Source organism: Streptococcus mitis, assembly GCF_946190155.1.
Lineage (GTDB): Bacteria > Bacillota > Bacilli > Lactobacillales > Streptococcaceae > Streptococcus > Streptococcus mitis_CL.
In genome coordinates this window covers 362,671-388,548 of record NZ_CAMHZL010000001.1, presented here as the reverse complement: position 1 = coordinate 388,548, position 25,878 = coordinate 362,671, and the positions used below count along the sequence as shown (strand labels likewise).

The 25,878-nt window shown below is 39.8% G+C and carries 26 protein-coding genes, 2 pseudogenes and 1 other annotated feature; of the genes and pseudogenes, 23 read left to right on the top strand and 5 right to left on the bottom strand.

What is annotated here, in order from left to right; translation table 11 throughout:
* Positions 1-445: N-acetylmuramoyl-L-alanine amidase family protein (locus N8O80_RS01870; protein WP_369010945.1), on the top strand; the 445-nt coding region annotated here is incomplete at its 5' end.
* Positions 446-492: 47 nt separating this feature from the next.
* Here N8O80_RS01870 and N8O80_RS01865 read toward each other — a convergent pair.
* Both N8O80_RS01865 and N8O80_RS01860 read right to left on the bottom strand, forming a co-directional pair.
* Entirely contained in the window at positions 493-1,218 is a 726-nt protein-coding gene (locus N8O80_RS01865; protein ID WP_120770856.1) for a polysaccharide biosynthesis protein, read from the bottom strand.
* 36 nt (positions 1,219-1,254) lie between these two features.
* Positions 1,255-1,559: pseudogene (locus N8O80_RS01860) on the bottom strand (helix-turn-helix domain-containing protein); the annotation flags it as partial.
* A 207-nt stretch (positions 1,560-1,766) separates the two neighbouring features.
* Between N8O80_RS01860 and mecA the strand changes: the two are divergent.
* The 11 genes from mecA to N8O80_RS01805 all read left to right on the top strand — a co-directional run bounded on the left by mecA (position 1,767) and on the right by N8O80_RS01805 (position 14,084).
* Positions 1,767-2,504 carry an adaptor protein MecA gene (mecA, locus tag N8O80_RS01855; RefSeq protein ID WP_120770335.1) on the top strand — a complete coding sequence of 246 codons (738 nt, stop codon included), beginning with the start codon at positions 1,767-1,769 and terminating at the stop codon, positions 2,502-2,504.
* 151 nt (positions 2,505-2,655) lie between these two features.
* Positions 2,656-3,942, top strand: coding sequence for a homoserine dehydrogenase (locus N8O80_RS01850; protein ID WP_203213356.1), 1,287 nt, complete (start codon positions 2,656-2,658; stop codon positions 3,940-3,942).
* Position 3,943: 1 nt separating this feature from the next.
* Entirely contained in the window at positions 3,944-4,813 is an 870-nt protein-coding gene (gene thrB, locus N8O80_RS01845) for a homoserine kinase (protein WP_020901495.1), read from the top strand.
* 98 nt (positions 4,814-4,911) lie between these two features.
* Entirely contained in the window at positions 4,912-5,850 is a 939-nt protein-coding gene (gene msrB, locus N8O80_RS01840) for a peptide-methionine (R)-S-oxide reductase MsrB (RefSeq protein WP_120718676.1), read from the top strand.
* 60 nt (positions 5,851-5,910) lie between these two features.
* Positions 5,911-7,635, top strand: a complete 1,725-nt coding sequence (locus tag N8O80_RS01835; RefSeq protein ID WP_020901494.1) for an ABC transporter ATP-binding protein — start codon at positions 5,911-5,913, stop codon at positions 7,633-7,635.
* A gap of 1 nt (position 7,636) precedes the next feature.
* Positions 7,637-9,385, top strand: a complete 1,749-nt coding sequence (locus N8O80_RS01830; protein ID WP_120718677.1) for an ABC transporter ATP-binding protein — start codon at positions 7,637-7,639, stop codon at positions 9,383-9,385.
* 304 nt (positions 9,386-9,689) lie between these two features.
* Entirely contained in the window at positions 9,690-10,949 is a 1,260-nt protein-coding gene (locus N8O80_RS01825) for a TRZ/ATZ family protein (RefSeq protein WP_060628558.1), read from the top strand.
* 74 nt (positions 10,950-11,023) lie between these two features.
* Positions 11,024-11,159, top strand: a sequence feature (ribosomal protein L10 leader region).
* Between the two features lie 38 nt (positions 11,160-11,197).
* Positions 11,198-11,698 carry a 50S ribosomal protein L10 gene (gene rplJ / locus N8O80_RS01820; protein ID WP_001287277.1) on the top strand — a complete coding sequence of 167 codons (501 nt, stop codon included), beginning with the start codon at positions 11,198-11,200 and terminating at the stop codon, positions 11,696-11,698.
* A gap of 72 nt (positions 11,699-11,770) precedes the next feature.
* Positions 11,771-12,139 carry a 50S ribosomal protein L7/L12 gene (rplL, locus tag N8O80_RS01815; protein ID WP_001196965.1) on the top strand — a complete coding sequence of 123 codons (369 nt, stop codon included), beginning with the start codon at positions 11,771-11,773 and terminating at the stop codon, positions 12,137-12,139.
* Positions 12,140-12,418: 279 nt separating this feature from the next.
* The gene (locus N8O80_RS01810) at positions 12,419-13,423 is read left to right on the top strand and encodes an NADP-dependent oxidoreductase (protein WP_261026611.1); all 1,005 of its coding nucleotides are present in this window, start codon (positions 12,419-12,421) and stop codon (positions 13,421-13,423) included.
* A gap of 16 nt (positions 13,424-13,439) precedes the next feature.
* On the top strand, positions 13,440-14,084 hold the full coding sequence (locus N8O80_RS01805; RefSeq protein ID WP_261026610.1) for a TetR/AcrR family transcriptional regulator: 645 nt from the start codon (positions 13,440-13,442) through the stop codon (positions 14,082-14,084).
* A gap of 93 nt (positions 14,085-14,177) precedes the next feature.
* Here N8O80_RS01805 and gdhA read toward each other — a convergent pair whose 3' ends face one another.
* The gene (gene gdhA / locus N8O80_RS01800; RefSeq protein ID WP_261026607.1) at positions 14,178-15,524 is read right to left on the bottom strand and encodes an NADP-specific glutamate dehydrogenase; all 1,347 of its coding nucleotides are present in this window, start codon (positions 15,522-15,524) and stop codon (positions 14,178-14,180) included.
* A 244-nt stretch (positions 15,525-15,768) separates the two neighbouring features.
* Between gdhA and N8O80_RS01795 the strand changes: the two genes are divergently transcribed.
* The 7 genes from N8O80_RS01795 (at position 15,769) to N8O80_RS01765 (ending at position 22,373) form a co-directional block, all read left to right on the top strand.
* Positions 15,769-16,704, top strand: coding sequence for a dihydroorotate oxidase (locus N8O80_RS01795; RefSeq protein WP_261026605.1), 936 nt, complete (start codon positions 15,769-15,771; stop codon positions 16,702-16,704).
* 32 nt (positions 16,705-16,736) lie between these two features.
* Positions 16,737-17,774 carry a DNA polymerase III subunit delta gene (holA, locus tag N8O80_RS01790; RefSeq protein WP_261026603.1) on the top strand — a complete coding sequence of 346 codons (1,038 nt, stop codon included), beginning with the start codon at positions 16,737-16,739 and terminating at the stop codon, positions 17,772-17,774.
* Between the two features lie 175 nt (positions 17,775-17,949).
* The gene (sodA, locus tag N8O80_RS01785) at positions 17,950-18,555 is read left to right on the top strand and encodes a superoxide dismutase SodA (protein ID WP_141230774.1); all 606 of its coding nucleotides are present in this window, start codon (positions 17,950-17,952) and stop codon (positions 18,553-18,555) included.
* A gap of 156 nt (positions 18,556-18,711) precedes the next feature.
* Entirely contained in the window at positions 18,712-19,242 is a 531-nt protein-coding gene (locus tag N8O80_RS01780; protein ID WP_203175329.1) for a YutD family protein, read from the top strand.
* 20 nt (positions 19,243-19,262) lie between these two features.
* Positions 19,263-20,348, top strand: a complete 1,086-nt coding sequence (gene rlmN, locus N8O80_RS01775) for a dual-specificity RNA methyltransferase RlmN (protein ID WP_000804762.1) — start codon at positions 19,263-19,265, stop codon at positions 20,346-20,348.
* Positions 20,348-20,830, top strand: coding sequence for a VanZ family protein (locus N8O80_RS01770; RefSeq protein ID WP_084862391.1), 483 nt, complete (start codon positions 20,348-20,350; stop codon positions 20,828-20,830). The genes rlmN and N8O80_RS01770 overlap by 1 nt, the downstream gene beginning before the upstream one ends.
* Position 20,831: 1 nt before the next feature.
* Positions 20,832-22,373: an ABC-F family ATP-binding cassette domain-containing protein gene (locus tag N8O80_RS01765; protein WP_261026596.1), complete on the top strand. Its 1,542-nt coding sequence runs from the start codon at positions 20,832-20,834 to the stop codon at positions 22,371-22,373.
* A 55-nt stretch (positions 22,374-22,428) separates the two neighbouring features.
* Here the strand turns inward: N8O80_RS01765 and N8O80_RS01760 are convergent, their stop codons facing one another.
* Positions 22,429-23,232, bottom strand: coding sequence for a peptidylprolyl isomerase (locus N8O80_RS01760; RefSeq protein WP_261026595.1), 804 nt, complete (start codon positions 23,230-23,232; stop codon positions 22,429-22,431).
* A 152-nt stretch (positions 23,233-23,384) separates the two neighbouring features.
* A pseudogene (locus tag N8O80_RS01755) lies at positions 23,385-23,585 on the bottom strand (hypothetical protein).
* A gap of 175 nt (positions 23,586-23,760) precedes the next feature.
* On the opposite strand from N8O80_RS01755, the gene rpsP reads away from it, so the two are divergent.
* The 4 genes from rpsP (at position 23,761) to N8O80_RS01735 (ending at position 25,850) form a co-directional block, all read left to right on the top strand.
* Positions 23,761-24,033, top strand: coding sequence for a 30S ribosomal protein S16 (rpsP, locus tag N8O80_RS01750; RefSeq protein WP_049520696.1), 273 nt, complete (start codon positions 23,761-23,763; stop codon positions 24,031-24,033).
* A 19-nt stretch (positions 24,034-24,052) separates the two neighbouring features.
* Complete coding sequence (gene kphA / locus N8O80_RS01745) at positions 24,053-24,292, top strand: RNA-binding protein KphA (protein WP_000379617.1); 240 nt, start codon at positions 24,053-24,055, stop codon at positions 24,290-24,292.
* A 14-nt stretch (positions 24,293-24,306) separates the two neighbouring features.
* Positions 24,307-24,954 (top strand): hypothetical protein, encoded by a 648-nt coding sequence (locus N8O80_RS01740; RefSeq protein ID WP_238395607.1) that lies wholly within the window; start codon positions 24,307-24,309, stop codon positions 24,952-24,954.
* A gap of 107 nt (positions 24,955-25,061) precedes the next feature.
* Entirely contained in the window at positions 25,062-25,850 is a 789-nt protein-coding gene (locus N8O80_RS01735; protein WP_261026591.1) for an alpha/beta fold hydrolase, read from the top strand.
* The last annotated feature ends 28 nt before the right edge of the window (positions 25,851-25,878 follow it).

Here is a 25,878-nt window from a genome sequence, read left to right as displayed (position 1 = left end):
AGCCATGAAAACTGGTTGGATAAAAGACAAAGGCGTCTGGTATTATCTAAATCCTGAAGATGGCATTATGTTGGTTGGCCTTCATAAAGTCAATGGTAATCAATATTACTTTGAAGAATCAGGAGCTATGCAAATAGGTTGGAAACAGGTTGATGGTAATTGGTACTATTTCCAAGCTGATGGTTCTTTATTGAAGAATGCAACAACACCTGATGGTTATAAAGTTAATGAAGAAGGTGTATGGAAACAAGTAGTTACTGTTGATAAGAATCCAAATCAATCTAGAAACAAACAGGAAACGTCTACTTTGACTGATAAATCAGAAAATATGAATAAGGAAGATAAACAAGAAAAACAAAAAGAAATGAACTCTTCTAATTCAGAAAAACAAAAAGAGGACTCAATTGTAGATCAAAGTATTTCCAACAAGAAATCAAAGGAATAATGAGAAAATCCCCTGCTAGTAGAATAGTCTATTAGCAGGGGATTATTTTAATTTCTTTTAATATTAGCAAGTGCAAGATTGAGTTCATAGTGGAGTGTTTTATCTTTGGTAAGAAATAGCGTCAAGAGATAATAAATACCGCAAGTCGCAACAGTCGCGAGAACCATGAGTACCATATTGAAGTTGACTGTATAAGAGTTGATTTGGAAAAGGAATTTAAACGCTAAGTAGATTGGAATAAATCCGAGCGATACAATAGTATAGCGTGTTAAGGTAATAAAGATTTCTTTTAAATCAAGCAACTTATGTTTCTTGATAAAGTAAATTTCCAGTAGAACAACTACAGTTTCTGCAATAATAGTAGTAGCAATGTAGTACTCTGGTGCAAAAATATTATTGAAATACAAGAGACTGTTGAATAGGATATTAGCTCCATCACCAAGGAAGTAAAAGGCTGTTAAACGATTTTCGTGGTCGTTGATGAAGATAATTTGTTTACCAAGGATTAATTCAATGGCCCAAATGATAGTACGAAAAGCGAAGACACTAGTCACAATACCTGCTTCGAGGTATTTTTCAGGAGAGTAGATGACTGCTGCGTAGTTTCCTAATACCATAATCCCAATACTGGTTGGAATGATAAGGAAATAAAAGAGGGAAGCACCTTGATTCAGAAGATTTTTATAAGATTCGTAGTCTTTCTTACCGAGATAGTAGCCGAGACGTGGAATACTGATGTTGATAGTTCCACTCAAGACACTGGCAATCAACATAACGATGCTGGAAGCAATGGTGTAATAAGAAATGTAGTTTTCATCAATAGTTTGTTCGTACTGTTTTTGAGCTTGTTTAGCTAGGTATAAAATCTTCTTATAGCCACAATTCTGTCTTCTTTTAGGGAAACCGTTACAGATAAAGGGAGCTTTGTCGAGTAGAGGACAAGGAAGGTTATCGCATGTAGACTCTCGGACTGTCTGTTTCGTTTGACTTCTTTGGAAACAGTAGTTTTGTCTTTTAGAATGGATTGTCAGGTAGCTTTGAAGGTTTCCCCGCGCTCTAAGCTTAATTGGATATCGTTACGGTCTGAAAGGGTAAGATGTTTATATTTTGTCATAGTGAGCCTTATTTCTAACTCAAACGTCTCACACTGAATTCCACCATAAAAATCCGTTTTAGACTAATTTCCACTTCGGTCAGGCAAGTGGAAGTTACTTTGAGAAGTTACCCTAGGGAAAATCTATCCCGACAGAGGAGCCTTCTTTTGATAAAATCGTAAAAATCTAGTATAATAGATAGAACTGAAAGTATGAGGTTACTAGCAATGAAAATGAAACAAATCAGTGATACAACTTTAAAAATCACGATGTCTTTAGAGGATTTGATGGATCGAGGAATGGAGATTGCTGACTTTCTCGTTCCTCAAGAAAAAACAGAAGAGTTCTTTTATGCTATCTTGGATGAGTTAGAGATGCCTGATAGCTTTCTAGATACAGGTATGTTGAGCTTTCGTGTGACTCCAAAACCTGATAAGGTAGATGTCTTTGTAACCAAATCAAAGATTGACCAAAATCTAGATTTTGAAGACTTATCGGATTTACCAGATATGGAAGAATTGGCTCAAATGTCGCCTGATGAATTTATCAAAACCTTGGAAAAAAGCATCGCAGACAAAACCAAGGATGATATTGAAGCCATTCAATCTCTAGAGCAAGTAGAAGCCAAGGAAGAAGAGCAGGAGCAGGTTGAACAAGAAGCTGAAAGCAAGAAAGAGCCTTACATCTACTACATCCTTTCTTTTGCTAAGTTGGCTGACTTGGTGTCTTTTGCCAAAACAGTGACTTTTGAGATGGAAACTTCTGAACTCTACAAGATGAACGAGCGCTATTATTTGACCATTTTAGTAGATATTGAAAATCATCCAAGTCCATATCCAGCTTGGCTGTTGGCTCGTATGCGCGAGTTTGCGGACGATAGTGACATCAGTCGCTCAGTCTTGCAAGAGTATGGCCAAGTCTTGATGAATCACGATGCAGTGCTTAATCTGCAAAAAATCGGATAATCATTTCTGGAAAGCTATTTCTAGATTATAAGAAGAACGAATCGTTTGATTCGTTTTTTCTTTTCTATACTGAAATAGTGAATTACTATGATAGGAATTTTCACAAAATTCTGTTATAATGGCTATAATAGAAAATTTCGAGGAGACAAACATGACAGTTAAAATTGCTTTACTAGGATTTGGTACCGTTGCAAGTGGTGTGCCTTTCCTCCTAAAGGAAAATGGAGAAAAAATCAATCAATCGGCACATTCAGATATTGAAGTTGCTAAGGTATTGGTCAAGGACGAAGATGAAAAGAACCGCTTGCTTGCAGCAGGGAATGACTTTAACTTTGTAACCAATGTGGATGACATTTTGTCAGATCAAGACATTACGATCGTAGTGGAATTGATGGGGCGTATCGAACCAGCTAAAACCTTTATCACTCGTGCCTTGGAGGCTGGCAAACACGTTGTGACTGCTAACAAGGACCTTTTGGCTGTCCATGGTGCAGAATTGTTAGAAATCGCTAAAGCTAATAAGGTAGCACTTTACTATGAAGCAGCAGTAGCTGGTGGGATTCCAATTCTTCGTACCTTGGCAAATTCCTTAGCTTCTGACAAAATCACTCGTGTACTTGGTGTAGTCAACGGAACTTCCAACTTCATGATGACCAAGATGGTGGAAGAAGGCTGGTCTTACGATGATGCTCTTGCGGAAGCACAAAGACTAGGTTTTGCAGAAAGTGACCCTACAAATGACGTAGATGGGATTGATGCAGCCTACAAGATGGTGATTTTGAGCCAATTTGCCTTTGGCATGAAGGTTGCATTTGACGATGTAGCCCACAAGGGGATCCGCAATATCACACCAGAAGATGTGGCTGTAGCCCAAGACCTTGGTTATGTAGTGAAATTGGTTGGTTCTATCGAGGAAACTCCTTCAGGTATTGCTGCAGAAGTAACACCAACCTTCCTTCCTAAAGCGCACCCACTTGCTAGTGTGAATGGGGTAATGAACGCCGTCTTTGTAGAGTCTATCGGTATCGGTGAGTCTATGTACTACGGACCAGGTGCTGGTCAAAAACCAACTGCAACAAGTGTTGTGGCGGATATTGTCCGTATTGTTCGTCGCTTGAATGATGGAACCATTGGCAAAGACTTCAATGAATACAGTCGTGACTTGGTCTTGGCTAATCCAGAGGATGTCAAAGCTAATTACTACTTCTCAATCTTGGCTCCAGACTCAAAAGGTCAGGTCTTGAAACTTGCTGAAATCTTCAATGCCCAAGATATTTCCTTCAAGCAAATTCTTCAAGATGGCAAAGAGGGTGACAAGGCGCGTGTTGTGATCATCACACACAAGATTAATAAAGCCCAGCTTGAAAATGTCTCAGCTGAATTGAAGAAGGTTTCAGAATTTGACCTCTTGAATACCTTCAAAGTGCTAGGAGAATAAGATGAAGATTATTGTACCTGCAACCAGTGCCAATATCGGGCCAGGTTTTGACTCGGTCGGTGTAGCTGTAACCAAGTATCTTCAAATAGAGGTCTGTGAAGAACGAGATGAGTGGCTGATTGAACACCAGATTGGCAAATGGATTCCACATGACGAGCGCAATCTCTTGCTCAAAATCGCTTTGCAAATTGTACCAGACCTGCAACCAAAACGTTTGAAAATGACCAGTGATGTTCCCTTGGCGCGTGGTTTGGGTTCTTCTAGCTCGGTTATCGTTGCTGGGATTGAACTAGCCAATCAATTGGGGCAACTCAACTTGTCAGACCATGAAAAATTGCAGTTAGCGACTAAGATTGAAGGCCATCCTGACAATGTGGCTCCAGCCATTTATGGTAATCTCGTTATTGCAAGCTCTGTTGATGGACAAGTTTCAGCTATTGTAGCAGACTTCCCAGAGTGTGATTTCCTAGCCTACATTCCAAACTATGAATTGCGTACTAGAGACAGCCGTGGTGTCTTGCCTAAGAAATTGTCTTACAAGGAAGCTGTTGCGGCTAGTTCTATCGCCAATGTGGCGGTTGCAGCCTTGTTGGCAGGAGACATGGTGACCGCTGGGCAAGCAATCGAGGGCGACCTCTTCCACGAGCGCTATCGTCAGGACTTGGTGAGAGAATTTGCGACGATTAAGCAAGTAGCCAAAGAAAATGGTGCCTATGCAACCTACCTTTCTGGTGCTGGGCCGACAGTTATGGTTTTGGCTTCTCACGACAAGATGCCAGCGATTAAGGCAGAATTGGAAAAGCAACCCTTCAAAGGAAAACTGCATGACTTGAAAGTTGATACCCAAGGTGTCCGTGTCGAAGCAAAATAAAGAATAGAAGATAGGATGGGGAAACTCTTGACCAGAGGGCTTCCTATCCTTTTTTTGAAAAGAATTCGAGTTAAAAACTTGATAAAGGAGAAATAAAGATGGCAGAAATTTATCTAGCAGGTGGTTGTTTTTGGGGCCTAGAGGAATATTTTTCACGCATTTCTGGAGTACTAGCAACCAGTGTTGGCTACGCTAATGGTCAAGTCGAAACGACCAATTACCAGTTGCTCAAGGAAACAGACCATGCAGAAACGGTTCAAGTGATTTATGATGAGAAGGCAGTGTCACTCAGAGAGATTTTGCTTTATTATTTCCGTGTCATCGACCCTTTATCTATCAATCAACAAGGGAATGACCGTGGTCGCCAATATCGAACTGGGATCTATTATCAGGATGAATCAGACCTACCTGCTATCTACACAGTGGTGCAGGAGCAGGAGCGCATGCTGGGTCGAAAGATTGCAGTAGAGGTGGAGAAACTTCGCCACTACATTCTGGCTGAAGATTACCACCAAGACTATCTTAAGAAGAATCCTTCAGGTTACTGTCATATCGATGTGACCGATGCTGATAAGCCATTGATTGACGCAGCAAATTATGAAAAGCCTAGTCAAGAGGTATTAAAGGGCAGTTTATCTGAAGAATCCTATCGTGTTACCCAAGAAGCTGCTACAGAGGCTCCATTTACCAATGCCTATGACCAAACCTTTGAAGAAGGGATTTATGTAGATATTACGACAGGTGAGCCCCTCTTTTTTGCCAAGGATAAGTTTGCCTCAGGATGTGGTTGGCCAAGTTTTAGCCGTCCGATTTCCAAGGAATTGATTCATTATTACAAGGATCTCAGCCATGGAATGGAGAGAATTGAGGTTCGTTCTCGGTCGGGAAATGCTCACTTGGGTCATGTTTTCACAGATGGGCCTCGGGAGTTAGGTGGCCTCCGTTACTGTATCAATTCTGCTTCCTTGCGCTTTGTGGCCAAGGATGAGATGGAAGAGGAAGGATATGGCTATCTACTACCTTACTTAAACAAATAAATCAGAGAGGGTGGGTACTTCCCACTTTCTTCATTTCTAGAATACGAATAGAAGGGATTTATGAAACACCTATTATCTTACTTCAAACCTTACATCAAGGAATCAATTTTAGCACCCTTGTTCAAGCTACTTGAAGCTGTGTTTGAGCTCTTAGTTCCTATGGTGATTGCTGGGATTGTTGACCAATCATTGCCCCAGAGGGATCAAGGTCATCTCTGGATGCAGATTGGCCTGCTCCTTATCTTTGCAGTGATTGGCGTTGTAGTGGCCTTGATAGCTCAGTTTTACTCAGCCAAGGCAGCGGTAGGATTTGCCAAAGAACTGACAGACGACCTCTATCGTCATATTCTTTCATTGCCTAAGGACAGCAGAGACCGTTTGACAACTTCGAGCTTGGTGACTCGCTTGACTTCGGACACCTACCAGATTCAGACTGGTATCAATCAATTCCTGCGTCTCTTTTTGCGAGCACCAATTATCGTTTTTGGAGCTATCTTTATGGCCTATCGAATCTCAACTGAGTTGACTCTCTGGTTTTTAGTCATGGTTGTCATTTTGACCATTATCATTGTAGGCCTCTCTCGACTGGTCAATCCTCTCTACAGCAGTTTCAGAATGAAAACGGACCAATTGGTTCAAGAAACGCGCCAGCAATTACAAGGGATGCGAGTTATTCGTGCTTTTGGGCAAGAAAAACGAGAGTTACAGATTTTTCAAATCCTTAACCAAGTCTATGCTAGATTACAAGAGAAAACTGGTTTCTGGTCTAGTTTATTAACACCTTTGACCTATCTGATTGTCAATGGAACTCTTCTCGTTATCATCTGGCAAGGCTATATTTCTATACAAGGAGGCTTACTCAGTCAAGGTGCTCTTATTGCCCTCATCAACTATCTCCTACAGATTTTGGTGGAATTGGTCAAGCTAGCTATGCTGATAAATTCCCTAAACCAGTCCTATATCTCTGCTAAGCGAATCGAGGAAGTCTTTGCTGAAGCTCCAGAAAATATCCATTTAGAATTAGAACAAAAGCAAACTACTAGTAATCAGGTTTTACAAGTTCAAGGACTGACCTTTACCTATCCTGATGCGGCCCAGCCTTCTCTGAGAGATATTTCCTTTGACCTGACTCAAGGGAAAATCCTTGGTATTATTGGGGGAACGGGTTCTGGTAAATCAAGCTTGGTACAACTCATCCTTGGACTTTATCCAGCAGATAAGGGAAGCATTGACCTTTATCGAGATGGATCTAGTCCTCGTAATTTGGAGGAGTGGCGGTCTTGGATTGCCTATGTGCCCCAAAAGGTTGAACTCTTTAAGGGAACTATTCGTTCCAACTTGACTCTAGGTTTAGATCAAGAAGTAACTGACCGAGAACTATGGCAGGCCTTGGAAATTGCACAAGCCAAGGATTTTGTTAGTGAAAAGGAAGGGCTCTTAGATACCCTAGTTGAGGCAGGAGGACGAAATTTCTCAGGTGGACAAAAACAAAGGTTGTCGATCGCTCGAGCAGTCTTGCGCCAAGCTCCATTTCTCATCCTAGATGATGCGACCTCGGCCCTCGACACCATTACTGAGTCCAAGCTCTTGAAAGCTATCCGAGAAAACTTACCAAATACAAGCTTAATCTTGATTTCTCAACGAACCTCGACTTTACAGATGGCTGACCAGATTCTCCTCTTGGAAAAAGGTGAGCTTCTAGCTATCGGCAAGCATGAGGACTTGATGAAGTCCAGTCAAGTCTATCGTGAAATCAACGCATCCCAACATGGAAAGGAGGACTAGCATGAGACGACAAACTGCAAACCAGACGTTCATACGTTTGGCCAAAGATTTAGCAAGCCATCCTTTCCTCCTTTTCTTAGCCTTTCTAGGAACTATTGCTCAGGTTGGTTTATCAATCTACCTACCTATCTTGATTGGGCAGGTCATCGACCAAGTCCTAGTGACTGGTTCATCATCAGTTTTTTGGCACATTTTCATTCAGATGATTTTGGTGGTCATAGGAAATACTCTCGTTCAATGGGTCAATCCTCTCCTCTATAATCGCCTAATCTTCTCTTATACTAGAAACTTGCGAGAGCGAATCATCCATAAGCTCCATCGTTTACCGATTTCTTTTGTAGATCGGCAAGGCAGTGGAGAAATGGTCAGTCGTGTAACCACGGATATAGAACAGTTAGCAGTTGGCTTGACCATGATTTTTAACCAATTTTTCATTGGCGTCTTGATGATTTTGGTTAGTATTCTAGCCATGCTCCAAATTCATCTCCTCATGACCCTCTTAGTCTTGCTGTTGACGCCACTATCTATGGTAATCTCACGCTTTATTGCTAAACGCTCCTATCATCTATTTCAGAAGCAAACAGAGACGAGGGGAATTCAGACCCAGTTGATTGAAGAATCGCTTAGCCAACAGACGATTATCCAGTCTTTTAATGCTCAAACAGAGTTTATCCAAAGGCTGCGTGAGGCTAATGACAACTACTCAAGCTACTCTCAGTCAGCCATCTTTTATTCTTCAACGGTCAATCCTTCGACTCGCTTTGTTAATGCGCTCATTTATGCTCTTCTAGCTGGATTAGGAGCTTATCGTATCATGATGGGGTCTACCTTGACCATCGGGCGTTTAGTGACCTTTTTGAACTATGTCCAACAGTACACCAAACCCTTTAACGATATTTCTTCAGTTTTAGCCGAATTGCAAAGTGCCTTGGCATGTGCAGAGCGTGTTTATGCTGTCTTAGAAAGTCCTGAAGTGGTTGAAACAGGTAAGGAAGTCTTGACCAGTGACCAGGTTAAGGGAGCAATTTCCTTTAAACAGGTCTCTTTTGGTTACAATCCTGAAAAGATTTTGATTAAGGATTTATCTATTGACATCCCAGCTGGTAGCAAGGTGGCTATTGTTGGCCCGACAGGTGCCGGAAAATCAACGCTTATCAATCTTCTTATGCGTTTTTATCCCATTAATTCAGGAGATATCTTGCTGGACGGGAAATCCATTTATGATTATAGTCGTGCCTCTCTTCGACAGCAGTTTGGCATGGTGCTCCAAGAAACTTGGCTCAATCAAGGGACCATTCATGACAATATTGCCTTTGGCAATCCTGAAGCCAGTCGGGAGCAGGTGATTGCTGCAGCCAAAGCAGCCAATGCCGACTTTTTCATCCAACAGTTGCCCCAAGGCTATGATACCAAGCTTGAAAATGCTGGAGAATCTCTCTCTGTCGGTCAAGCTCAACTTTTGACCATTGCGCGTGTCTTTCTGGCTATTCCAAAGATTCTTATATTAGACGAGGCGACTTCTTCTATCGATACACGGACAGAAGTATTGGTTCAGGATGCCTTTGCTAAGCTCATGAAGGGGCGCACAAGCTTTATCATCGCCCACCGCTTGTCAACCATTCAGGATGCAGATTTAATCCTTGTCTTGGTGAATGGTGATATCGTTGAGTATGGTAATCATCAAGAACTCATGGCTCGAAAGGGCAAGTATTACCAAATGCAGCAAGCTGCAGCTTTTAGCTCTGAATAATGCTTTATATTTTAAAATCTCATGGACAAAAAAAGTTGCCTTTGGGTGACTTTTTTGTTACAATAGCTAGAAAAATTGTTCACTGTAATACTCCATGAAAATCAAAGAGCAAACTAGGAAGCTAGCCGTAGGTTGCTCAAAGCACTGCTTTGAGGCTGTAGATAAGACTGACGAAGTCAGCTCAAAATACTGCTTTGAGATTGTAGATAGAACTGACGAAGTCAGTAATCATATATCTACTCCAAGGTGAAGCTGACGTGGTTTGAAGAGAAGTATAAATTGTCTTTTAGAAAAGGAGCCTAGAATGAAAGTCTTTCAGCATGTAAATATCGTGACTTGTGACAAAGATTTCCATGTTTATCTAGATGGAATCTTAGCCGTTAAGGATTCTCAAATCGTCTATGTTGGTCAAGAGCAGTCAGAGATTATAGAGCAAGCTGAGCAGATTATAGACTATCAGGGAGCCTGGATTATGCCTGGTTTGGTTAATTGCCACACCCATTCTGCTATGACCGGATTGAGAGGAATTCGAGATGATAGCAATCTCCATGAATGGCTCAATGACTATATCTGGCCTGCAGAAGCAGGATTTACTCCCGACATGACTACTAAGGCGGTCAAAGAAGCTCTGACAGAGATGCTCCAGTCAGGAACAACAACCTTTAATGATATGTATAATCCCAATGGTGTGGATATTGAGCGGATTTATCAGGCAGTGAAAGATTCCAAGATGCGTTGTTATTTCTCACCGACTCTTTTTTCTTCAGAGGCAGAGACAACTGCTGAGACTATAAGTAGAACTCGAGCAATCATTGAAGAAATTATTGGATATAAAAATCCAAATTTCAAGGTGATGGTGGCCCCACATTCTCCCTACAGCTGTAGTAGAGACTTGCTGGCAGAAAGCTTAGATCTGGCAAAAGAGTTGAATATTCCTATCCATATCCACGTGGCGGAGACCAAGGAGGAGTCAGGAATTATCCTGAAACGATACGGTAAACGTCCTCTTGATTTTCTCGAAGAACTGGGTTACTTAGATCATCCATCTGTCTTTGCTCACGGGGTCGAATTAAACGAGAGAGAAATTGAACGTTTGGCAACTTCTCAAGTGGCTATCGCTCACAATCCTATCAGTAACCTCAAACTGGCCTCAGGAATCGCTCCAATCATCCAACTCCAAAAAGCGGGAATGGCAGTAGGAATTGCGACAGATTCAGTTGCTTCCAACAACAACCTTGATATGTTTGAGGAAGGACGAACAGCAGCTCTCTTACAGAAAATGAAGAGTGGGGATGCCAGCCAATTCCCTATCGAAACAGCTCTCAAGGCTCTGACAATCGAAGGTGCTAAGGTCCTAGGAATGGAAAATCAGATAGGAAGTCTGGAAGTTTGCAAGCAAGCAGATTTTCTGGTCATCCAACCACAAGGGAAAATTCATCTCCAACCTCAGGAAAATATGCTGTCCCACCTCATTTATGCAGTCAAATCCAGTGACGTTGATGATGTTTATATCGCTGGAGAACAGGTTGTTAAGCAAGGCCAAGTCCTAACAGTAGAACTTTAAAAGAAAAATCACAAAAAATTTTAAAAAAGTTTGCAAAAATCTTGCATTCTTTTTTTAACTATGCTATACTTATATACGGTTTGAAAAAACTGCCTAAGACAGTAGGGGAGCTCGACTCATAAATATCCTACCGAGGACAAAACGTATCATGTAAAAAGAAGCGTATTGTACTTTCGTGTCTAGGTTTGGGCGCGTTTTTCTTTTGAAAAATTTCCCCAAGCAAAATAATAACGGAGGTGAACACACTAATGAGTGAAGCAATTATTGCTAAAAAAGCGGAACTAGTTGACGTAGTAGCTGAAAAAATGAAAGCTGCTGCATCTATCGTCGTTGTAGACGCTCGTGGTTTGACAGTTGAGCAAGATACAGTTCTTCGTCGTGAGCTTCGTGGAAGCGAAGTTGAGTATAAAGTGATTAAAAACTCAATCTTGCGTCGTGCAGCTGAAAAAGCTGGTCTTGAAGATCTTGCATCTGTATTTGTTGGACCATCTGCAGTAGCATTTTCTAACGAAGATGTTATCGCACCAGCGAAAATCTTGAACGACTTTTCTAAAAACGCTGAAGCACTTGAAATCAAAGGTGGTGCAATCGAAGGCGCTGTCGCATCTAAAGAAGAGATTCTTGCTCTTGCAACTCTTCCAAACCGCGAAGGACTTCTTTCTATGCTCCTTTCTGTACTTCAAGCGCCAGTGCGCAACGTTGCTCTTGCAGTCAAAGCGGTTGCAGACAACAAAGAAGACGCAGCTTAATCTTAAGCTACGCAGCGTAGCCTAGCTACGAAAATCTATTATAAATTTAAAACATATTTGGAGGAAATAACAATGGCATTGAACATTGAAAACATTATTGCTGAAATTAAAGAAGCTTCAATCCTTGAATTGAACGACCTTGTAAAAGCTATCGAAGAAGAATTTGGTGTAACTGCAGCTGCTCCTGTAGCTGTTGCTGCAGCTGGTGCTGCTGACGCTGGTGCTGCTAAAGATTCATTCGACGTTGAATTGACATCTGCAGGCGACAAAAAAGTTGGCGTTATCAAAGTTGTACGTGAAATCACAGGTCTTGGTCTTAAAGAAGCTAAAGAACTTGTTGACGGTGCACCAGCACTTGTTAAAGAAGGCGTTGCAACTGCAGAAGCTGAAGAAATCAAAGCTAAATTGGAAGAAGCTGGAGCTTCAGTTACTCTTAAATAATAGAGCGACTACATTAGTAGCTTAAAAACATGATTAAACCGCTATTCTTAGGAGTAGCGGTTTTTATTTTTATCTGTCATGGGGCACAAAAGGGAAAGGAATCTTTAAAAGTGAGGAGAGTTAGATTGAAAGAATCATATTGGTAAATCGAAATGATGGATATTTGTATCATGTCATAAATCGTAATCAAACGATAATATTGATTTTCTTACAAATTAAGAGTATAATTTATAAAAATGAGTGGTCACTCAATTTTTGTGGAATTAAGGAGTAAAGAAAATGGTTGTTGAAGCAATAGAGTATAGTCGTTTCGGTAACGAAGAGGTCTTGGATTTGCTGAAGATCGACTTTACAGCCTTGGATGTAAATCAGGTGAGAGTAGAAGTTCATGCTGTTGGTTTAAATCCTATTGATTATAAAACTTTTGAGGGAGCGAAACCCCTTCGATTTCTATCTTTTATAACGAAATTAAGGAAACCAAGTCGTTGGTTTGAATCCAAATCATCTCTATTTCCAAGAGGTGTGGGGAGAGATTTTTCTGGAGTTATTACAGAAGTTGGAAATGAAGTAACTAGGTTCTCAGTAGGAGATAAGGTGTTTGGAACAATGATTAGCGATCCTGGTTTGGGAACTAAGAGGGGAGCTTTAGCAACAGAAATTTGTGTCAATGAATCAGAAATTGTATTGAAACCAGAGATGATCGACATGACTCACGCAGCTACTATGGGAGTAGCTGCTCTAACTGTGGGTGGGGCTTTTAGAAGAATCGGTTTAAATTCAAGAGATACTGTTGTTATTTCAGCTGCAGCAGGAGGTATTGGAAGTATTGCAGTACAGTATGCAGTTGCTAAGGGGGCGAAAGTAATCGGAATCGCAAGTAAGAAAAATGCAGAGTATCTGAAGTCTTTAGGTGCCATACCAGTAAGTTACGAAGAGAATATCAAGAAGGCTCTTCTATCAGCTAGTCCAACGCCTATTACAAAATTTTTGGATTGTTATGGATCTGATTATGTTAGATTGGCTTTTAGTTTAGGTTTGAAGGGGACAGCTATTGGGACATTAGTACCTTCGCCCTATGTTATGATAAAAGGTGCTCAGTTTACTGGTCCGAGACATTCCACATATGATGATTTTAGCACTTTAGCTGAAATGGTCTCAGACGGGAAGGTTCAGCTGAAAATTGATCAAGTGTATGACTTTTCTCTAAAGTCAGTTAGAGAAGCTTATCGTAGTCTGAAAATGGGACACAGTCGAGGCAAAAAAGTCGTAAAAGTAAGAGAGTAGAAGAGAGGTGCTAGCGATGGAAAGTTTAGAACAAAAGTATGCTCAGACGTTAGAAGTTAGCAACTTGAGCTTGAAACAACGTCGAGTGTTATTATCAAGCTTAAAATTATTCTCAGAAATTGGATTTGAGAATACAACGTCCAGCCTTATTGCCGAACGCGCTGGAGTGTCAGAAGGAACTGTTTTTAGTTACTTTAAAACAAAGGAAGGTATTTTAGAAGCCATTTTATCTACTTTTCTAGAACAGGTTATTCCAGAAGTAATTGCGGATTTCTCAGAAAAAAAATTCACAGTAGATCAAGAAACTTTTCCCTTCTTTTTAAAAAGTATTGTTCGAGATAGGCTCTTTTTCATTCAGGAGAATCAAATGCAGGTTAAAATTCTCTTGGGGCGTTCTTTTATTGATAAAAATCTTTCTATCCAGTTAGGAAATATTATTGTTCAATCTATAATAGAACCAATTAGTCCGGTTTTAAATCAATTTAAAGAAAAAGGACTTATTCTAAATTGGTCAAATGAAAGAATTGTTCGATACATTTTAGCATTGAGTTTTTCTTATCTTATTCCCATGATGTTGAATGATGAAGGAACTATAAACATAGATGAAGCAGTTGATGAGATTGTTGAATGTTTGTCATCTGCCCTAATGAAAGTAAAATAAATTTAGATGTTAAAACTCACTGTTAATGGTGAGTTTTTTGAATTCAACATAAAAATCCCCAATCGTAGTGATTGAGGATTGAGCAAATAACTCTTAAACAATACCTTGGGCAATCATAGCGTTTGCTACATTTTCAAAGGCAGCAATGTTAGCTCCTGCAAGGTAGTCTTTATCAAGACCATATGTTTCTGAAGTTGTTTTAGCAGTGTTAAAGATGTTTGTCATGATGTCTTTGAGACGACCATCAACTTCTTCACGAGTCCATGAGAGGCGAAGGCTATTTTGGCTCATTTCAAGAGCTGAAACAGCTACACCACCAGCGTTGGCAGCTTTTGCAGGTCCGTAGAAGATACCATTTTCTTTGTAGACTTTGATGGCATCAAGGTCGCTTGGCATGTTGGCACCTTCAGATACACACATAACGCCTTGAGCAACCAAACGTTTAGCTGCTTCACCGTTGATTTCGTTTTGAGTCGCACATGGAAGAGCGATGTCATAGTTACCAGCGTAAGTCCATACAGAACCTTCATGATAAGTAGCAGTTGCTTTCTCAGCAGCATACTCAGTCAAACGAGCGCGACGTTTTTCTTTAACATCAACCAAAAGATCAAAGTCGATACCATTTTCATCGATGACATAACCGTTTGAGTCAGATACAGAGATTACAGTAGCACCAAGTTCAGTTGCTTTTTGAAGAGCGTATTGAGCAACGTTACCAGAACCTGAAATAACCACTTTCTTACCAGCAAAGCTATTGCCATTTGCTTTAAGCATTTCTTCAGTATAGTAAACCAAACCGTAACCAGTTGCTTCTGGACGAATCAAGCTACCACCAAACCCAAGAGGTTTACCAGTCAAGACACCAGCATCAAATTGGTTAAGGCGTTTGTATTGACCGTAAAGGTAACCAATCTCACGTCCACCAACACCGATATCACCAGCAGGTACGTCTAGTGATGGTCCGATGTGTTTTTGCAACTCAGTCATGAAGCTTTGGCAGAAGCGCATCACTTCAGCATCTGTTTTACCTTTAGGATCGAAGTCTGATCCACCTTTACCTCCACCGATAGGAAGGCCAGTCAAGACGTTTTTAAAGATTTGTTCAAATCCGAGGAATTTCAAAATCCCTTGGTTTACAGTTGGGTGGAAACGAAGTCCGCCTTTGTATGGTCCAACAGCTGAGTTAAATTGAACACGGTAACCGCGGTTGACTTGAACTTTTCCATCACGGTCAATCCAAGGAACACGGAAAGAAATCACGCGTTCTGGCTCAGTAATACGTGCTAAGATATTTTCTTCAATATACTCAGGGTGTTTTTCAAATACAGGTTCCAAAGTGTTGAAAAATTCTTCAACAGCTTGGAGGAATTCAGCCTCGTGCCCGTTACGAGCTTTTACAGTTTCAAACACGCTTTGGATATATTCTTTAGCAGATGTCATATCGTTCTCCTTAAATTCTAATTTAATTATGTGTGTCATTATAGCAGAATTTTTTTTAGCTGTAAAGAGAAAAACAAAAATTTTCTAAAAATTCTTTCAATTTGATTTTTGTGATTGTTTGAAATTGGAATTTTTAATAATAGATAAAAAAACGAACCTTTTTCTTGTAAATATCTTTCTCAAAGAGAAAAGCTGAAAATATGGTATAATATTAGTAATAAAAGGAATCCGGAGGATCAGAATCATGGTATCAACGAAAACACAAATTGCTGGTTTTGAGTTTGACAATTGCTTGATGAATGCAGCAGGTGTGGCTTGTATGACTATAGCAGAGTTAGAAGGTGTTAAAAACTCAGCAGCAGGTACTTTTGTTACGAAGACTGCGACCTTGGACTTTCGTCAGGGAAATCCTGAGCCACGCTACCAAGATGTCCCGCTTGGTTCTATCAACTCTATGGGCTTGCCAAATAATGGCTTAGACTATTATTTGGATTATCTTTTGGATTTGCAAGAAAAAGAGTCAAACCGAACTTTCTTCTTATCTCTAGTCGGCATGTCTCCAGAAGAAACCCATACTATCTTGAAAAAAGTCCAAGAGAGTGATTTTCGTGGTCTGACTGAGCTAAACCTTTCCTGTCCAAATGTTCCAGGTAAACCTCAGATTGCCTATGATTTTGAGACAACAGATCGGATTTTGGAAGAGGTGTTTGCCTACTTCATTAAACCTCTGGGAATAAAATTGCCACCATATTTTGACATTGTTCACTTTGACCAAGCGGCAGCTATTTTCAACAAGTATCCGCTCAAGTTTGTCAACTGTGTTAACTCTATCGGAAACGGACTTTATATAGAAGATGAGTCTGTCGTTATTCGTCCTAAAAATGGTTTCGGTGGCATAGGTGGCGAGTATATCAAACCGACTGCTCTAGCTAATGTTCATGCCTTTTATCAACGCTTAAATCCTCAAATTCAAATCATTGGAACAGGTGGCGTTTTGACTGGTCGTGATGCCTTTGAACATATCCTCTGTGGAGCGAGTATGGTGCAGGTGGGAACCACTCTTCACAAAGAAGGTGTCGGTGCTTTTGAACGCATTACCAATGAACTGAAAGCAATCATGGCGGAAAAGGGGTACGAAAGCCTAGAAGATTTCCGTGGGAAATTGCGCTATATTGATTAAATGAACTAAAAAGTTAAAAGAAAGGAGAGAAGATGCTAGCCATTGAAGAAAGTCAGAAGTTGACTATATCAAATTTACCGAGCCTGAGCCTTTTTACAGGGACAGATCAGGGTCAGTTTGAAGTTATGAAGAGTCAAGTATTGAAACAGATTGGTTATGATTCTGCTGACCTTAACTTTGCCTACTTTGATATGAAAGAAGTAGCTTACAAGGATGTGGAACTGGAGTTGGTCAGTCTTCCTTTCTTTGCGGATGAGAAAATCGTGATATTAGATTATTTTGTCGATATCACGACTGCTAAAAAGCGTTTTTTGACAGATGATGAGCTCAAGTCATTTGAAGAATATCTTGACAATCCTTCACCAACAACCAAGCTGTTAATCTTTGCAGAAGGAAAGCTGGATAGCAAAAGACGGTTGGTTAAATTACTTAAGCGTGATGCCAAAGTTTTTGATGCAGTAGAAGCTAAAGAACAAGAATTGCGCCAGTATTTCCAAAAGTGGAGTCAGAAACAAGGTTTGCAGTTTGCCAATAATTCTTTTGAAAATCTCCTCATCAAGTCGGGTTTCCAATTTAGCGAAATCCAGAAAAATTTTCTCTTTTTACAGTCCTATAAGTCGGATTCTGTTATCGAAGAAGAGGATATTGTCAATGCTATTCCCAAGACCTTGCAGGACAATATTTTTGATTTAACTCAGTTTATTCTGACTAAAAAGATGGACCAGGCGCGCGATTTGGTTAGAGACTTGACCTTGCAGGGTGAAGATGAAATCAAGTTGATTGCAGTCATGCTAGGACAATTTCGGACTTTTACTCAGGTGAAAATTTTGTCGGAGTCTGGGCAAACAGAAGCGCAGATTGCAAGTAGTTTAGGAAGTTTTATCGGACGCAATCCTAATCCCTATCAAATCAAGTTTGCGTTGAGAGATTCACGAGGGCTTTCCTTGAGTTTTTTGAAGCAAGCTATTTCCTATTTGATTGAGACAGACTATCAGATTAAAACAGGTCTTTATGAAAAAGGTTTCCTTTTTGAAAAGGCACTCCTGCAGATTGCTAGTCAGGTAAATTAATCCTATTTCAAAAAATTTTTATCCCGCGTCAAGATTATCTTGTCGTGGGTTTCTTACTGATTTGCTTTTTTATTAGAAAGTATGTCAGTGATTTTCATATCTATAAGCAAAAAACTTGAAAAAAGTGAATGTTTGCGTTATCATTTTCATATAGAAAGAAAAAGAGGTATTACAGATGGCTATTATCTTACCAGATCTTCCATATGCATACGACGCTTTGGAACCATACATCGATGCGGAAACAATGCACTTGCACCATGACAAACACCATCAAACTTATGTCAACAATGCCAATGCAGCTCTAGAAAAACACCCTGAAATTGGTGAAGATCTTGAAGCCTTGCTTGCTGATGTAGAATCTATTCCAACTGATATCCGTCAAGCACTTATCAACAACGGTGGTGGACACTTGAACCACGCTCTTTTCTGGGAATTGATGACTCCTGAGAAAACAGCTCCTTCAGCAGAACTTGCAGCAGCAATCGATGCAACATTTGGTTCATTTGAAGACTTCCAAGCAGCCTTCACTGCAGCAGCAACAACTCGTTTTGGTTCAGGATGGGCATGGTTGGTTGTCAACAAAGAAGGTAAACTTGAAGTGACTTCAACAGCAAATCAAGACACACCAATCTCAGAAGGTAAAAAACCAATCTTGGGCTTGGACGTTTGGGAACATGCTTACTACGTGAAATACCGCAACGTGCGTCCTGACTACATCAAAGCTTTCTTCTCAGTGATCAACTGGAACAAAGTAGATGAATTGTACGCAGCTGCTAAATAATGGTATATGGAGGGAAGAATGGTTCTTCTCTTTTTTAGGTTATATGATTTTTGTCTGACAAAATCGTCAGACTTTTTTCATTTTTATGAGAAACGTGCTAAGTGCTAGAAATTATGGTAGAATAAAGTATTAAGTAATCGTGAAAAAAGGATATCTATGCGAAAAGAAATTGCACCTGAATTATACAACTATAACAAGTTTCCTGGTCCTGAGTTTCATTTACACGGGGACAAGGTCGAAACGGAAGGGATAGCTTTTTCCTTGGTGGAAAATAGCAAGGATGCCTTCAATGTGACGGCTTTTAATCAGCGTTTTTCAGAAGTCTTAACCAAGTTTGATTATATCGTGGGAGATTGGAGTAACGAACAACTTCGCCTACGCGGTTTTTACAAGGATGATCGAACAGAAGAAAAACTTGAAAAAATAAGTCGTTTACAAGACTACCTTTTAGAATATTGTAGTTATGGTTGTGCCTATTTTGTCTTAGAAAATGAAGCACCTAAGCGCGCATCATTTGACAAGAAAATGCGTAAGAAGGAAGAAGAAACACCTTCTAGAAAAGGAAAGAAACCGGCTCAAACCAAACGAAAACCGAATGCAGATAAGAAAAATAGACGTCGTCAGAAAGACCAGCATTCTCAGAAAGAGGATAAGGGACAACGTCATTTTGTCATTCGTCAGAAGTGAGTAGAGAATAAGGAGAAGAAATGAAACCGTCAATTTATAGTTTAACACGTCAAACCATGCAGGAATGGGTATTGGAGCAGGGAGAAAAGAAATTCCGTGCAGATCAAATCTGGGAATGGCTTTACCGTAAACGTGTCCAGTCATTTGAAGAAATGACCAACCTTTCCAAGGATTTGATTGCTAAGCTTAATGACCAGTTTGTGGTCAATCCCTTGAAACAACGTATCGTGCAAGAGTCTGCTGATGGTACGGTCAAATATCTCTTTGAGTTACCTGATGGTATGTTGATTGAGACAGTACTTATGCGTCAACACTATGGTTTATCAGTCTGTGTGACCACTCAGGTTGGCTGTAATATCGGTTGTACCTTCTGTGCCTCTGGTTTGATTAAGAAACAACGTGACCTCAATAACGGTGAAATCGTAGCGCAAATCATGCTGGTTCAGAAATACTTTGATGAGCGTGGTCAGGATGAACGCGTCAGCCATATCGTTGTCATGGGAATTGGTGAGCCCTTTGATAACTACAACAATGTCTTGAATTTCGTTCGTACCATTAATGATGACAAGGGAATGGCTATCGGTGCTCGTCACATCACGGTTTCAACCTCAGGTTTGGCCCATAAAATTCGTGATTTTGCTAATGAAGGAGTTCAGGTCAATCTTGCAGTTTCTCTTCACGCACCTAACAATGAATTGCGTTCAAGCATCATGAAGATTAACCGTGCCTTTCCGATTGAAAAACTCTTTGCGGCTATTGAGTACTACATCGAAACAACCAATCGCCGTGTGACCTTTGAGTATATCATGCTCAATGAAGTCAATGACGGTGTAGAACAAGCCTTGGAATTGGCTGAATTGCTTAAGAATATCAAGAAATTGTCTTATGTAAACTTGATTCCTTACAACCCAGTTAGTGAGCATGACCAATATAGCCGTAGTCCTAAAGAGCGCGTGATGGCTTTCTATGATACGCTTAAGAAAAAGGGGGTCAACTGTGTGGTTCGTCAAGAACATGGTACAGATATTGATGCAGCTTGTGGACAATTGCGCTCTAACACAATGAAACGTGACCGCCAGAAAGCAGTCGCAGCAGTCAATCCTTAATGATGAAGAAAACTTATAATCATATTTTAGTATGGGGAGTCATTTTCTATAGCATTTGCATTGTCTATTTTTGCTTTACTCCTCAAGGACATTCTCCCGTGGGAGTGGAAACTCCAGGTATTCAGCATCTTGGACGCCTGGTTTTTCTTTTGACTCCTTTCAATTCTCTCTGGAAACTGGGCCAAGTGAGTGATGTGGGACAATTATCTTGGATTTTTTTACAAAATATCCTCAATGTCTTCTTGCTTTTTCCTTTGGTGTTCCAACTCCTTTATCTCCTTCCAAACTTGCGGAAAACAAAAAAGGTGCTACTTTTTAGTTTTCTAGTGAGCCTTGGAATCGAGTGTACGCAGTTAGTCTTGGACTTTTTCTTTGATTTTAATCGCGTCTTTGAAATTGATGATTTGTGGACCAATACCTTGGGTGGCTATCTGGCTTGGTTCCTATATAAACAATTACATAAAAACAAGATAAGGAATTAAAATGAGTATTTTAGAAGTTAAAAATTTGAGTCACGGTTTTGGTGACCGTGCAATTTTTGAAGATGTTTCCTTCCGTCTTCTCAAAGGAGAACATATCGGTCTGGTCGGTGCTAATGGTGAAGGAAAATCAACTTTTATGAGCATCGTGACTGGTAAGATGTTGCCAGATGAAGGGAAGGTTGAGTGGTCCAAATATGTGACTGCTGGATACTTAGACCAACATTCTGTCTTGGAAGAAGGACAGTCGGTGCGTGATGTTCTCCGTACAGCCTTTGATGAGCTGTTTAAAGCAGAAGCTCGTATCAATGACCTTTATATGGAAATGGCTGAAGATGGAGCGGATGTTGATGCTCTCATGGAAGAAGTGGGAGAACTCCAAGACCGTCTGGAGAGTCGTGATTTTTATATCTTGGATGCCAAGATTGACGAAGTAGCGCGTGCCCTTGGTGTCATGGACTTTGGCATGGATACGGATGTAACTTCTTTGTCAGGTGGGCAAAGAACCAAGGTGCTTTTGGCTAAACTTCTCCTTGAAAAGCCTGATATCTTGCTTCTAGACGAGCCGACCAACTACTTGGATGCTGAGCATATTGACTGGCTTAAGCGCTATCTCCAAAACTATGAGAATGCCTTTGTCCTTATTTCGCACGATATTCCATTCCTGAACGACGTGATCAATATTGTCTACCATGTGGAGAATCAACAGCTGACGCGTTATTCTGGTGACTACTACCAGTTCCAAGAAGTCTATGCCATGAAGAAATCTCAGCTAGAGGCGGCCTACGAACGTCAGCAGAAAGAGATTGCGGATCTTAAGGACTTTGTCGCTCGGAACAAAGCGCGTGTTGCAACACGAAATATGGCTATGTCCCGTCAGAAGAAATTGGATAAGATGGATATTATCGAACTCCAAAGTGAGAAACCAAAGCCATCCTTTGATTTCAAATCAGCTCGTACACCAGGACGCTTTATCTTCCAAGCCAAGGACTTGCAAATCGGTTATGACCGTCCTCTGACCAAGCCTTTAAATCTTACCTTTGAACGTAATCAAAAGGTTGCTATTATCGGGGCAAATGGTATCGGGAAAACAACTCTCTTGAAGTCTCTCTTGGGAATTATCCCACCAATCGCTGGGGAAGTGGAACGCGGTGACTACCTAGAACTCGGTTATTTTGAACAGGAAGTAGAAGGAGGTAATCGTCAAACACCACTAGAGGCTGTCTGGAATGCCTTTCCTGCACTTAACCAAGCAGAAGTCCGTGCAGCCCTTGCTCGTTGCGGTTTGACAACCAAGCATATTGAAAGCCAAATTCAGGTCTTGTCAGGTGGGGAACAAGCCAAGGTTCGTTTTTGTCTCTTGATGAATCGTGAAAACAATGTTTTAGTGTTGGACGAGCCGACCAACCACTTGGATGTGGATGCCAAGGATGAACTCAAACGTGCTCTCAAAGAATACAAGGGATCGGTTCTTATGGTCTGCCACGAACCTGACTTTTATGAAGGTTGGATGGACCAAATCTGGGATTTTAACAAGCTAACTTAAAAATGAATATAAAAGAAATACAGTACCGAATGTGGATACTGTATTTCTTTGGTTTTTATGATTTAAAATCGTAGTCTTTCACCACTTCGATGTTGTCGATAGTAATAGCAGTCGTTGGTTTATCTTTCTCATCTTTTTCGGCTTTAGCAATCTTATCTACAACATCCATACCGTCAATCACTTGACCAAAGACTGGGTGTTTACCATCTAGACTAGGATTTCCCCCTTCTTTGTAGGCTTCGATGATTTTCTTTGGATACTTGCTTGTAGGGAGCTTAGCAGAGGTATCAGTAGAGTTTTGGTTGATAAAGAACTGGCTGCCGTTGGTGTTTGGTTGACCAGTATTAGCCATAGCAAGAGCACCACGGATGTTATAGAGATAAGGAGTAATCTCGTTCTTGAAACCAGTTCCCTTGTCTTTGGTTTTATCCTTGTCATGCCAGATAGACTGACCACCTGTACCGTCTCCTTTTGGATCCCCAGTTTGAACCATGAAGCCATCGATGACACGATGGAAGGTAATACCGTTATAGTATCCTTCTTTAGCATGAGTGAGGAAGTTTTCAACCGCTAGAGGAGCGAGTTTAGGGAAGAGTTTGATACGGATATCTCCTTGACTTGTGTGGAGAATCACTTCAGCTTCATCTTCAGCAACTTCTTTAGATAGTTGTGGGAAATTGGCGTTTTCGTTTGTTAAAGCATCGTTTAACTCCTTGGCAGATTGGGCAGCTGCTTTGGAACTTTCTTCAGCAGCTAAGCTAGAATCTACATAGTCATCACCACGCAAACTACGTTGTATGTTGCTACATCCAGCTAGAGCTACAGTGGATAGTAAAAGAAGGGTTGCTAGTTTTTTCATTCTATTCCTCTCAAAAATTCATTTCTACCATTGTACCCTAAAAGGAAGGGGATTTCAAATGTTAGTGACAAGACAGTTTAAGAGGAAGCCAACCATAAAATCGCTTGATTAGAGGTATCAATACCATAAGTGTACTCGAAGTATTTTGGGAACTAGGTTTCGGTGGTAAAAGTACCAAACTGGATTCTCCATAGTAGAATGATATCACCTGCAAGCAAATCATCTGCTCATAAGTCCATATTTCGTTTGGGAACGGGCTTAGGATTTAGGAGCCAAGTATCCAAATCTCGTTCAGGCGATATGAAGGGCTTGACTTGATGGTCTTTATAAAATGTTTCTAAAATAGTATTTATGACATTCTCTTTCCGATTTTTCTTTAAAAATATAACAAATTTCTAAATGGTTTAAAAATTTTATAGTCTGTCAAGTTTTTTTCTTGACACCTATCAGAAATCTGTTATAATAGAACATGTGCTAAATAGCTCAGCTATTTCACCGAAATAAAAAATAAGAAAAGAGACTTTAAAAATGGCAGTTAAAATCCGTTTGACTCGTATGGGTTCTAAGAAAAAACCTTTCTACCGTATCAACGTAGCAGATTCACGCTCACCACGTGACGGACGTTTCATCGAAACAGTTGGAACTTACAACCCACTTGTTGCTGAAAACCAAGTAACTTTGAAAGAAGACCGCATTCTTGCATGGTTGGCTGATGGAGCTCAACCTTCAGATACAGTACGTAACATCCTTTCAAAAGAAGGTGTATTGAAGAAATTCCACGATTCTAAATTCTCAAAATAAGTTTAAAGTAGGTTGACAGATGGATACGATTGAAAATCTCATTATTGCGATTGTGAAACCCTTGATTTCACAACCAGATGCCTTAACTATCAAGATTGAAGATACACCAGAATTTTTGGAATATCATTTGGATCTTGATCAAAGTGATGTGGGTCGTGTAATCGGTCGTAAGGGTCGCACTATTTCTGCGATAAGAACGATTGTCTACTCTGTCCCAACTGAAGACAAAAAAGTAAGAATCGTTATTGACGAAAAATAAGAAGAGCGGGACGGATGTCTCGCTTTTTTTGCGAGAAGTGTAAAATTGCAGCCATTAAGTACCAACATGAACGTGATTTGGAAGGCTTTTTAAAGGGGGACTGGAAAAGAATGAACATTGATTGTATTTTAAACATAGATTGGGCAATGTACATTGATTGGTTATTGCGAATTTTACAGATTTCGACTTTTATAGGTGTAATTTTAAAAATTAGTTTTCAGAATAAGGCCTATATCAATAATATCGAAATTCAGGTAATTAAACCAATCGAATTTGATTCCTTACATACGAGATTTCATCATATATATGAGTTTAAACATGATGAAAATGATAAACATTATAACCATTTGATTTTTTATCCAAAGGAAGTTGATATTGAAATTATAGAATTTTATTCTTTAATCTATGATTCAAAAAGTAATCGTTTAGTTGATAATGATAAACTGCATACAGTTAAAAATTTAAAGAATTATACATGCTTATTGATTCATACAAATTTACCAGAGAATATGCCTAGTTTAAGAATGAAATGGAAAACAAGTCAGGGTGAAATTGGCGAGTATACATTTTATAGTAATATGTATAATGGGAATGTGAATATCTCATCTTTCAAATATAAATTAACATTAAAGAGGAAACTATTAGCACTTTTTGGACTATAGCGACATCTCTATGTATCTTCCTCCAACTTGAGAAAATCCTTGGAACGTGTTAAAATAAAGGATAAGGGTTTTTAATAATTCATTATATAGAACGAGTGGATTTCTTTATGAAGAGGATTGAAGTATCTACAGAAATTGGTAGTCTCTCTGTTACTTATCAAAAGCAAAAGAAAATGCTAGTTTGTTTAAGTGGTGCAGGTTTGCTACCAAGTTATGAAAATTTTTCACTTATACTTGAAAAACTTCCTCCTACAATTGGTTATTTGACTATTGATTTTCCGAACACAGGTAGGAGTCCGATTCATGACCAAGCTGGAAAAAATCTGGATAATCTTGCAGATGCAGTTTATGAACTATTTGAAGAATTGGCGATTTCTGAATATATACTTTGTGTACATAGTTTGAGTGGAATTTTAGCTTGCAAATTGCTCAACAAACCAATTAAGTGTCAGGCTTTACTAGCAATTGAACCGACAACTAAAAAAGTCATGTTTGCTGATTTTTCAGAAGATCCCTATCCAGAAATGGAAGAGCAAATGAGACTGATTGAAGAATTTGGTCCTGAACTTTATTTTAAGAACTTAACTCAAGCAACATTTATCCCTGAAATTAATAAAGAAATCTGGGAAATAATTCAAGAAAAAGGTTCAGAGTTGGAAAATCAAGATACTGGATTTCATATATCTGGAGAGATTACTGAGGAAGATTTTGAGAATGTATCGATAGAATCTCATGTCCCTGTATTTATTTTTTGTCAGCCTTATAGAGAAAAAGAGTACAGAGAATCAGAATATTGGACTTCCAATACTAAACTTATTTTAGGAGGGAATCACCATTATTTACAATGGTCAGAATCAGAAAAAATTGTGACTATTATTCGAGAATTGTTCGAATAAGATGGAAAGAAATAGAGTACAGGAGACA

Excerpts from the sequence above, each read along its gene's own strand:
- N8O80_RS01865 (WP_120770856.1), bottom strand. The coding sequence starts at position 1,218 with ATGTTGATTGCCAGTGTCTTGAGTGGAACTATCAACATCAGTATTCCA.
- mecA (WP_120770335.1), top strand. The coding sequence starts at position 1,767 with ATGAAAATGAAACAAATCAGTGATACAACTTTAAAAATCACGATGTCT.
- N8O80_RS01850 (WP_203213356.1), top strand. The coding sequence starts at position 2,656 with ATGACAGTTAAAATTGCTTTACTAGGATTTGGTACCGTTGCAAGTGGT.
- thrB (WP_020901495.1), top strand. The coding sequence starts at position 3,944 with ATGAAGATTATTGTACCTGCAACCAGTGCCAATATCGGGCCAGGTTTT.
- msrB (WP_120718676.1), top strand. The coding sequence starts at position 4,912 with ATGGCAGAAATTTATCTAGCAGGTGGTTGTTTTTGGGGCCTAGAGGAA.
- N8O80_RS01835 (WP_020901494.1), top strand. The coding sequence starts at position 5,911 with ATGAAACACCTATTATCTTACTTCAAACCTTACATCAAGGAATCAATT.
- N8O80_RS01830 (WP_120718677.1), top strand. The coding sequence starts at position 7,637 with ATGAGACGACAAACTGCAAACCAGACGTTCATACGTTTGGCCAAAGAT.
- N8O80_RS01825 (WP_060628558.1), top strand. The coding sequence starts at position 9,690 with ATGAAAGTCTTTCAGCATGTAAATATCGTGACTTGTGACAAAGATTTC.
- rplJ (WP_001287277.1), top strand. The coding sequence starts at position 11,198 with ATGAGTGAAGCAATTATTGCTAAAAAAGCGGAACTAGTTGACGTAGTA.
- rplL (WP_001196965.1), top strand. The coding sequence starts at position 11,771 with ATGGCATTGAACATTGAAAACATTATTGCTGAAATTAAAGAAGCTTCA.
- N8O80_RS01810 (WP_261026611.1), top strand. The coding sequence starts at position 12,419 with ATGGTTGTTGAAGCAATAGAGTATAGTCGTTTCGGTAACGAAGAGGTC.
- N8O80_RS01805 (WP_261026610.1), top strand. The coding sequence starts at position 13,440 with ATGGAAAGTTTAGAACAAAAGTATGCTCAGACGTTAGAAGTTAGCAAC.
- gdhA (WP_261026607.1), bottom strand. The coding sequence starts at position 15,524 with ATGACATCTGCTAAAGAATATATCCAAAGCGTGTTTGAAACTGTAAAA.
- N8O80_RS01795 (WP_261026605.1), top strand. The coding sequence starts at position 15,769 with ATGGTATCAACGAAAACACAAATTGCTGGTTTTGAGTTTGACAATTGC.
- holA (WP_261026603.1), top strand. The coding sequence starts at position 16,737 with ATGCTAGCCATTGAAGAAAGTCAGAAGTTGACTATATCAAATTTACCG.
- sodA (WP_141230774.1), top strand. The coding sequence starts at position 17,950 with ATGGCTATTATCTTACCAGATCTTCCATATGCATACGACGCTTTGGAA.
- N8O80_RS01780 (WP_203175329.1), top strand. The coding sequence starts at position 18,712 with ATGCGAAAAGAAATTGCACCTGAATTATACAACTATAACAAGTTTCCT.
- rlmN (WP_000804762.1), top strand. The coding sequence starts at position 19,263 with ATGAAACCGTCAATTTATAGTTTAACACGTCAAACCATGCAGGAATGG.
- N8O80_RS01770 (WP_084862391.1), top strand. The coding sequence starts at position 20,348 with ATGATGAAGAAAACTTATAATCATATTTTAGTATGGGGAGTCATTTTC.
- N8O80_RS01765 (WP_261026596.1), top strand. The coding sequence starts at position 20,832 with ATGAGTATTTTAGAAGTTAAAAATTTGAGTCACGGTTTTGGTGACCGT.
- N8O80_RS01760 (WP_261026595.1), bottom strand. The coding sequence starts at position 23,232 with ATGAAAAAACTAGCAACCCTTCTTTTACTATCCACTGTAGCTCTAGCT.
- rpsP (WP_049520696.1), top strand. The coding sequence starts at position 23,761 with ATGGCAGTTAAAATCCGTTTGACTCGTATGGGTTCTAAGAAAAAACCT.
- kphA (WP_000379617.1), top strand. The coding sequence starts at position 24,053 with ATGGATACGATTGAAAATCTCATTATTGCGATTGTGAAACCCTTGATT.
- N8O80_RS01740 (WP_238395607.1), top strand. The coding sequence starts at position 24,307 with ATGTCTCGCTTTTTTTGCGAGAAGTGTAAAATTGCAGCCATTAAGTAC.
- N8O80_RS01735 (WP_261026591.1), top strand. The coding sequence starts at position 25,062 with ATGAAGAGGATTGAAGTATCTACAGAAATTGGTAGTCTCTCTGTTACT.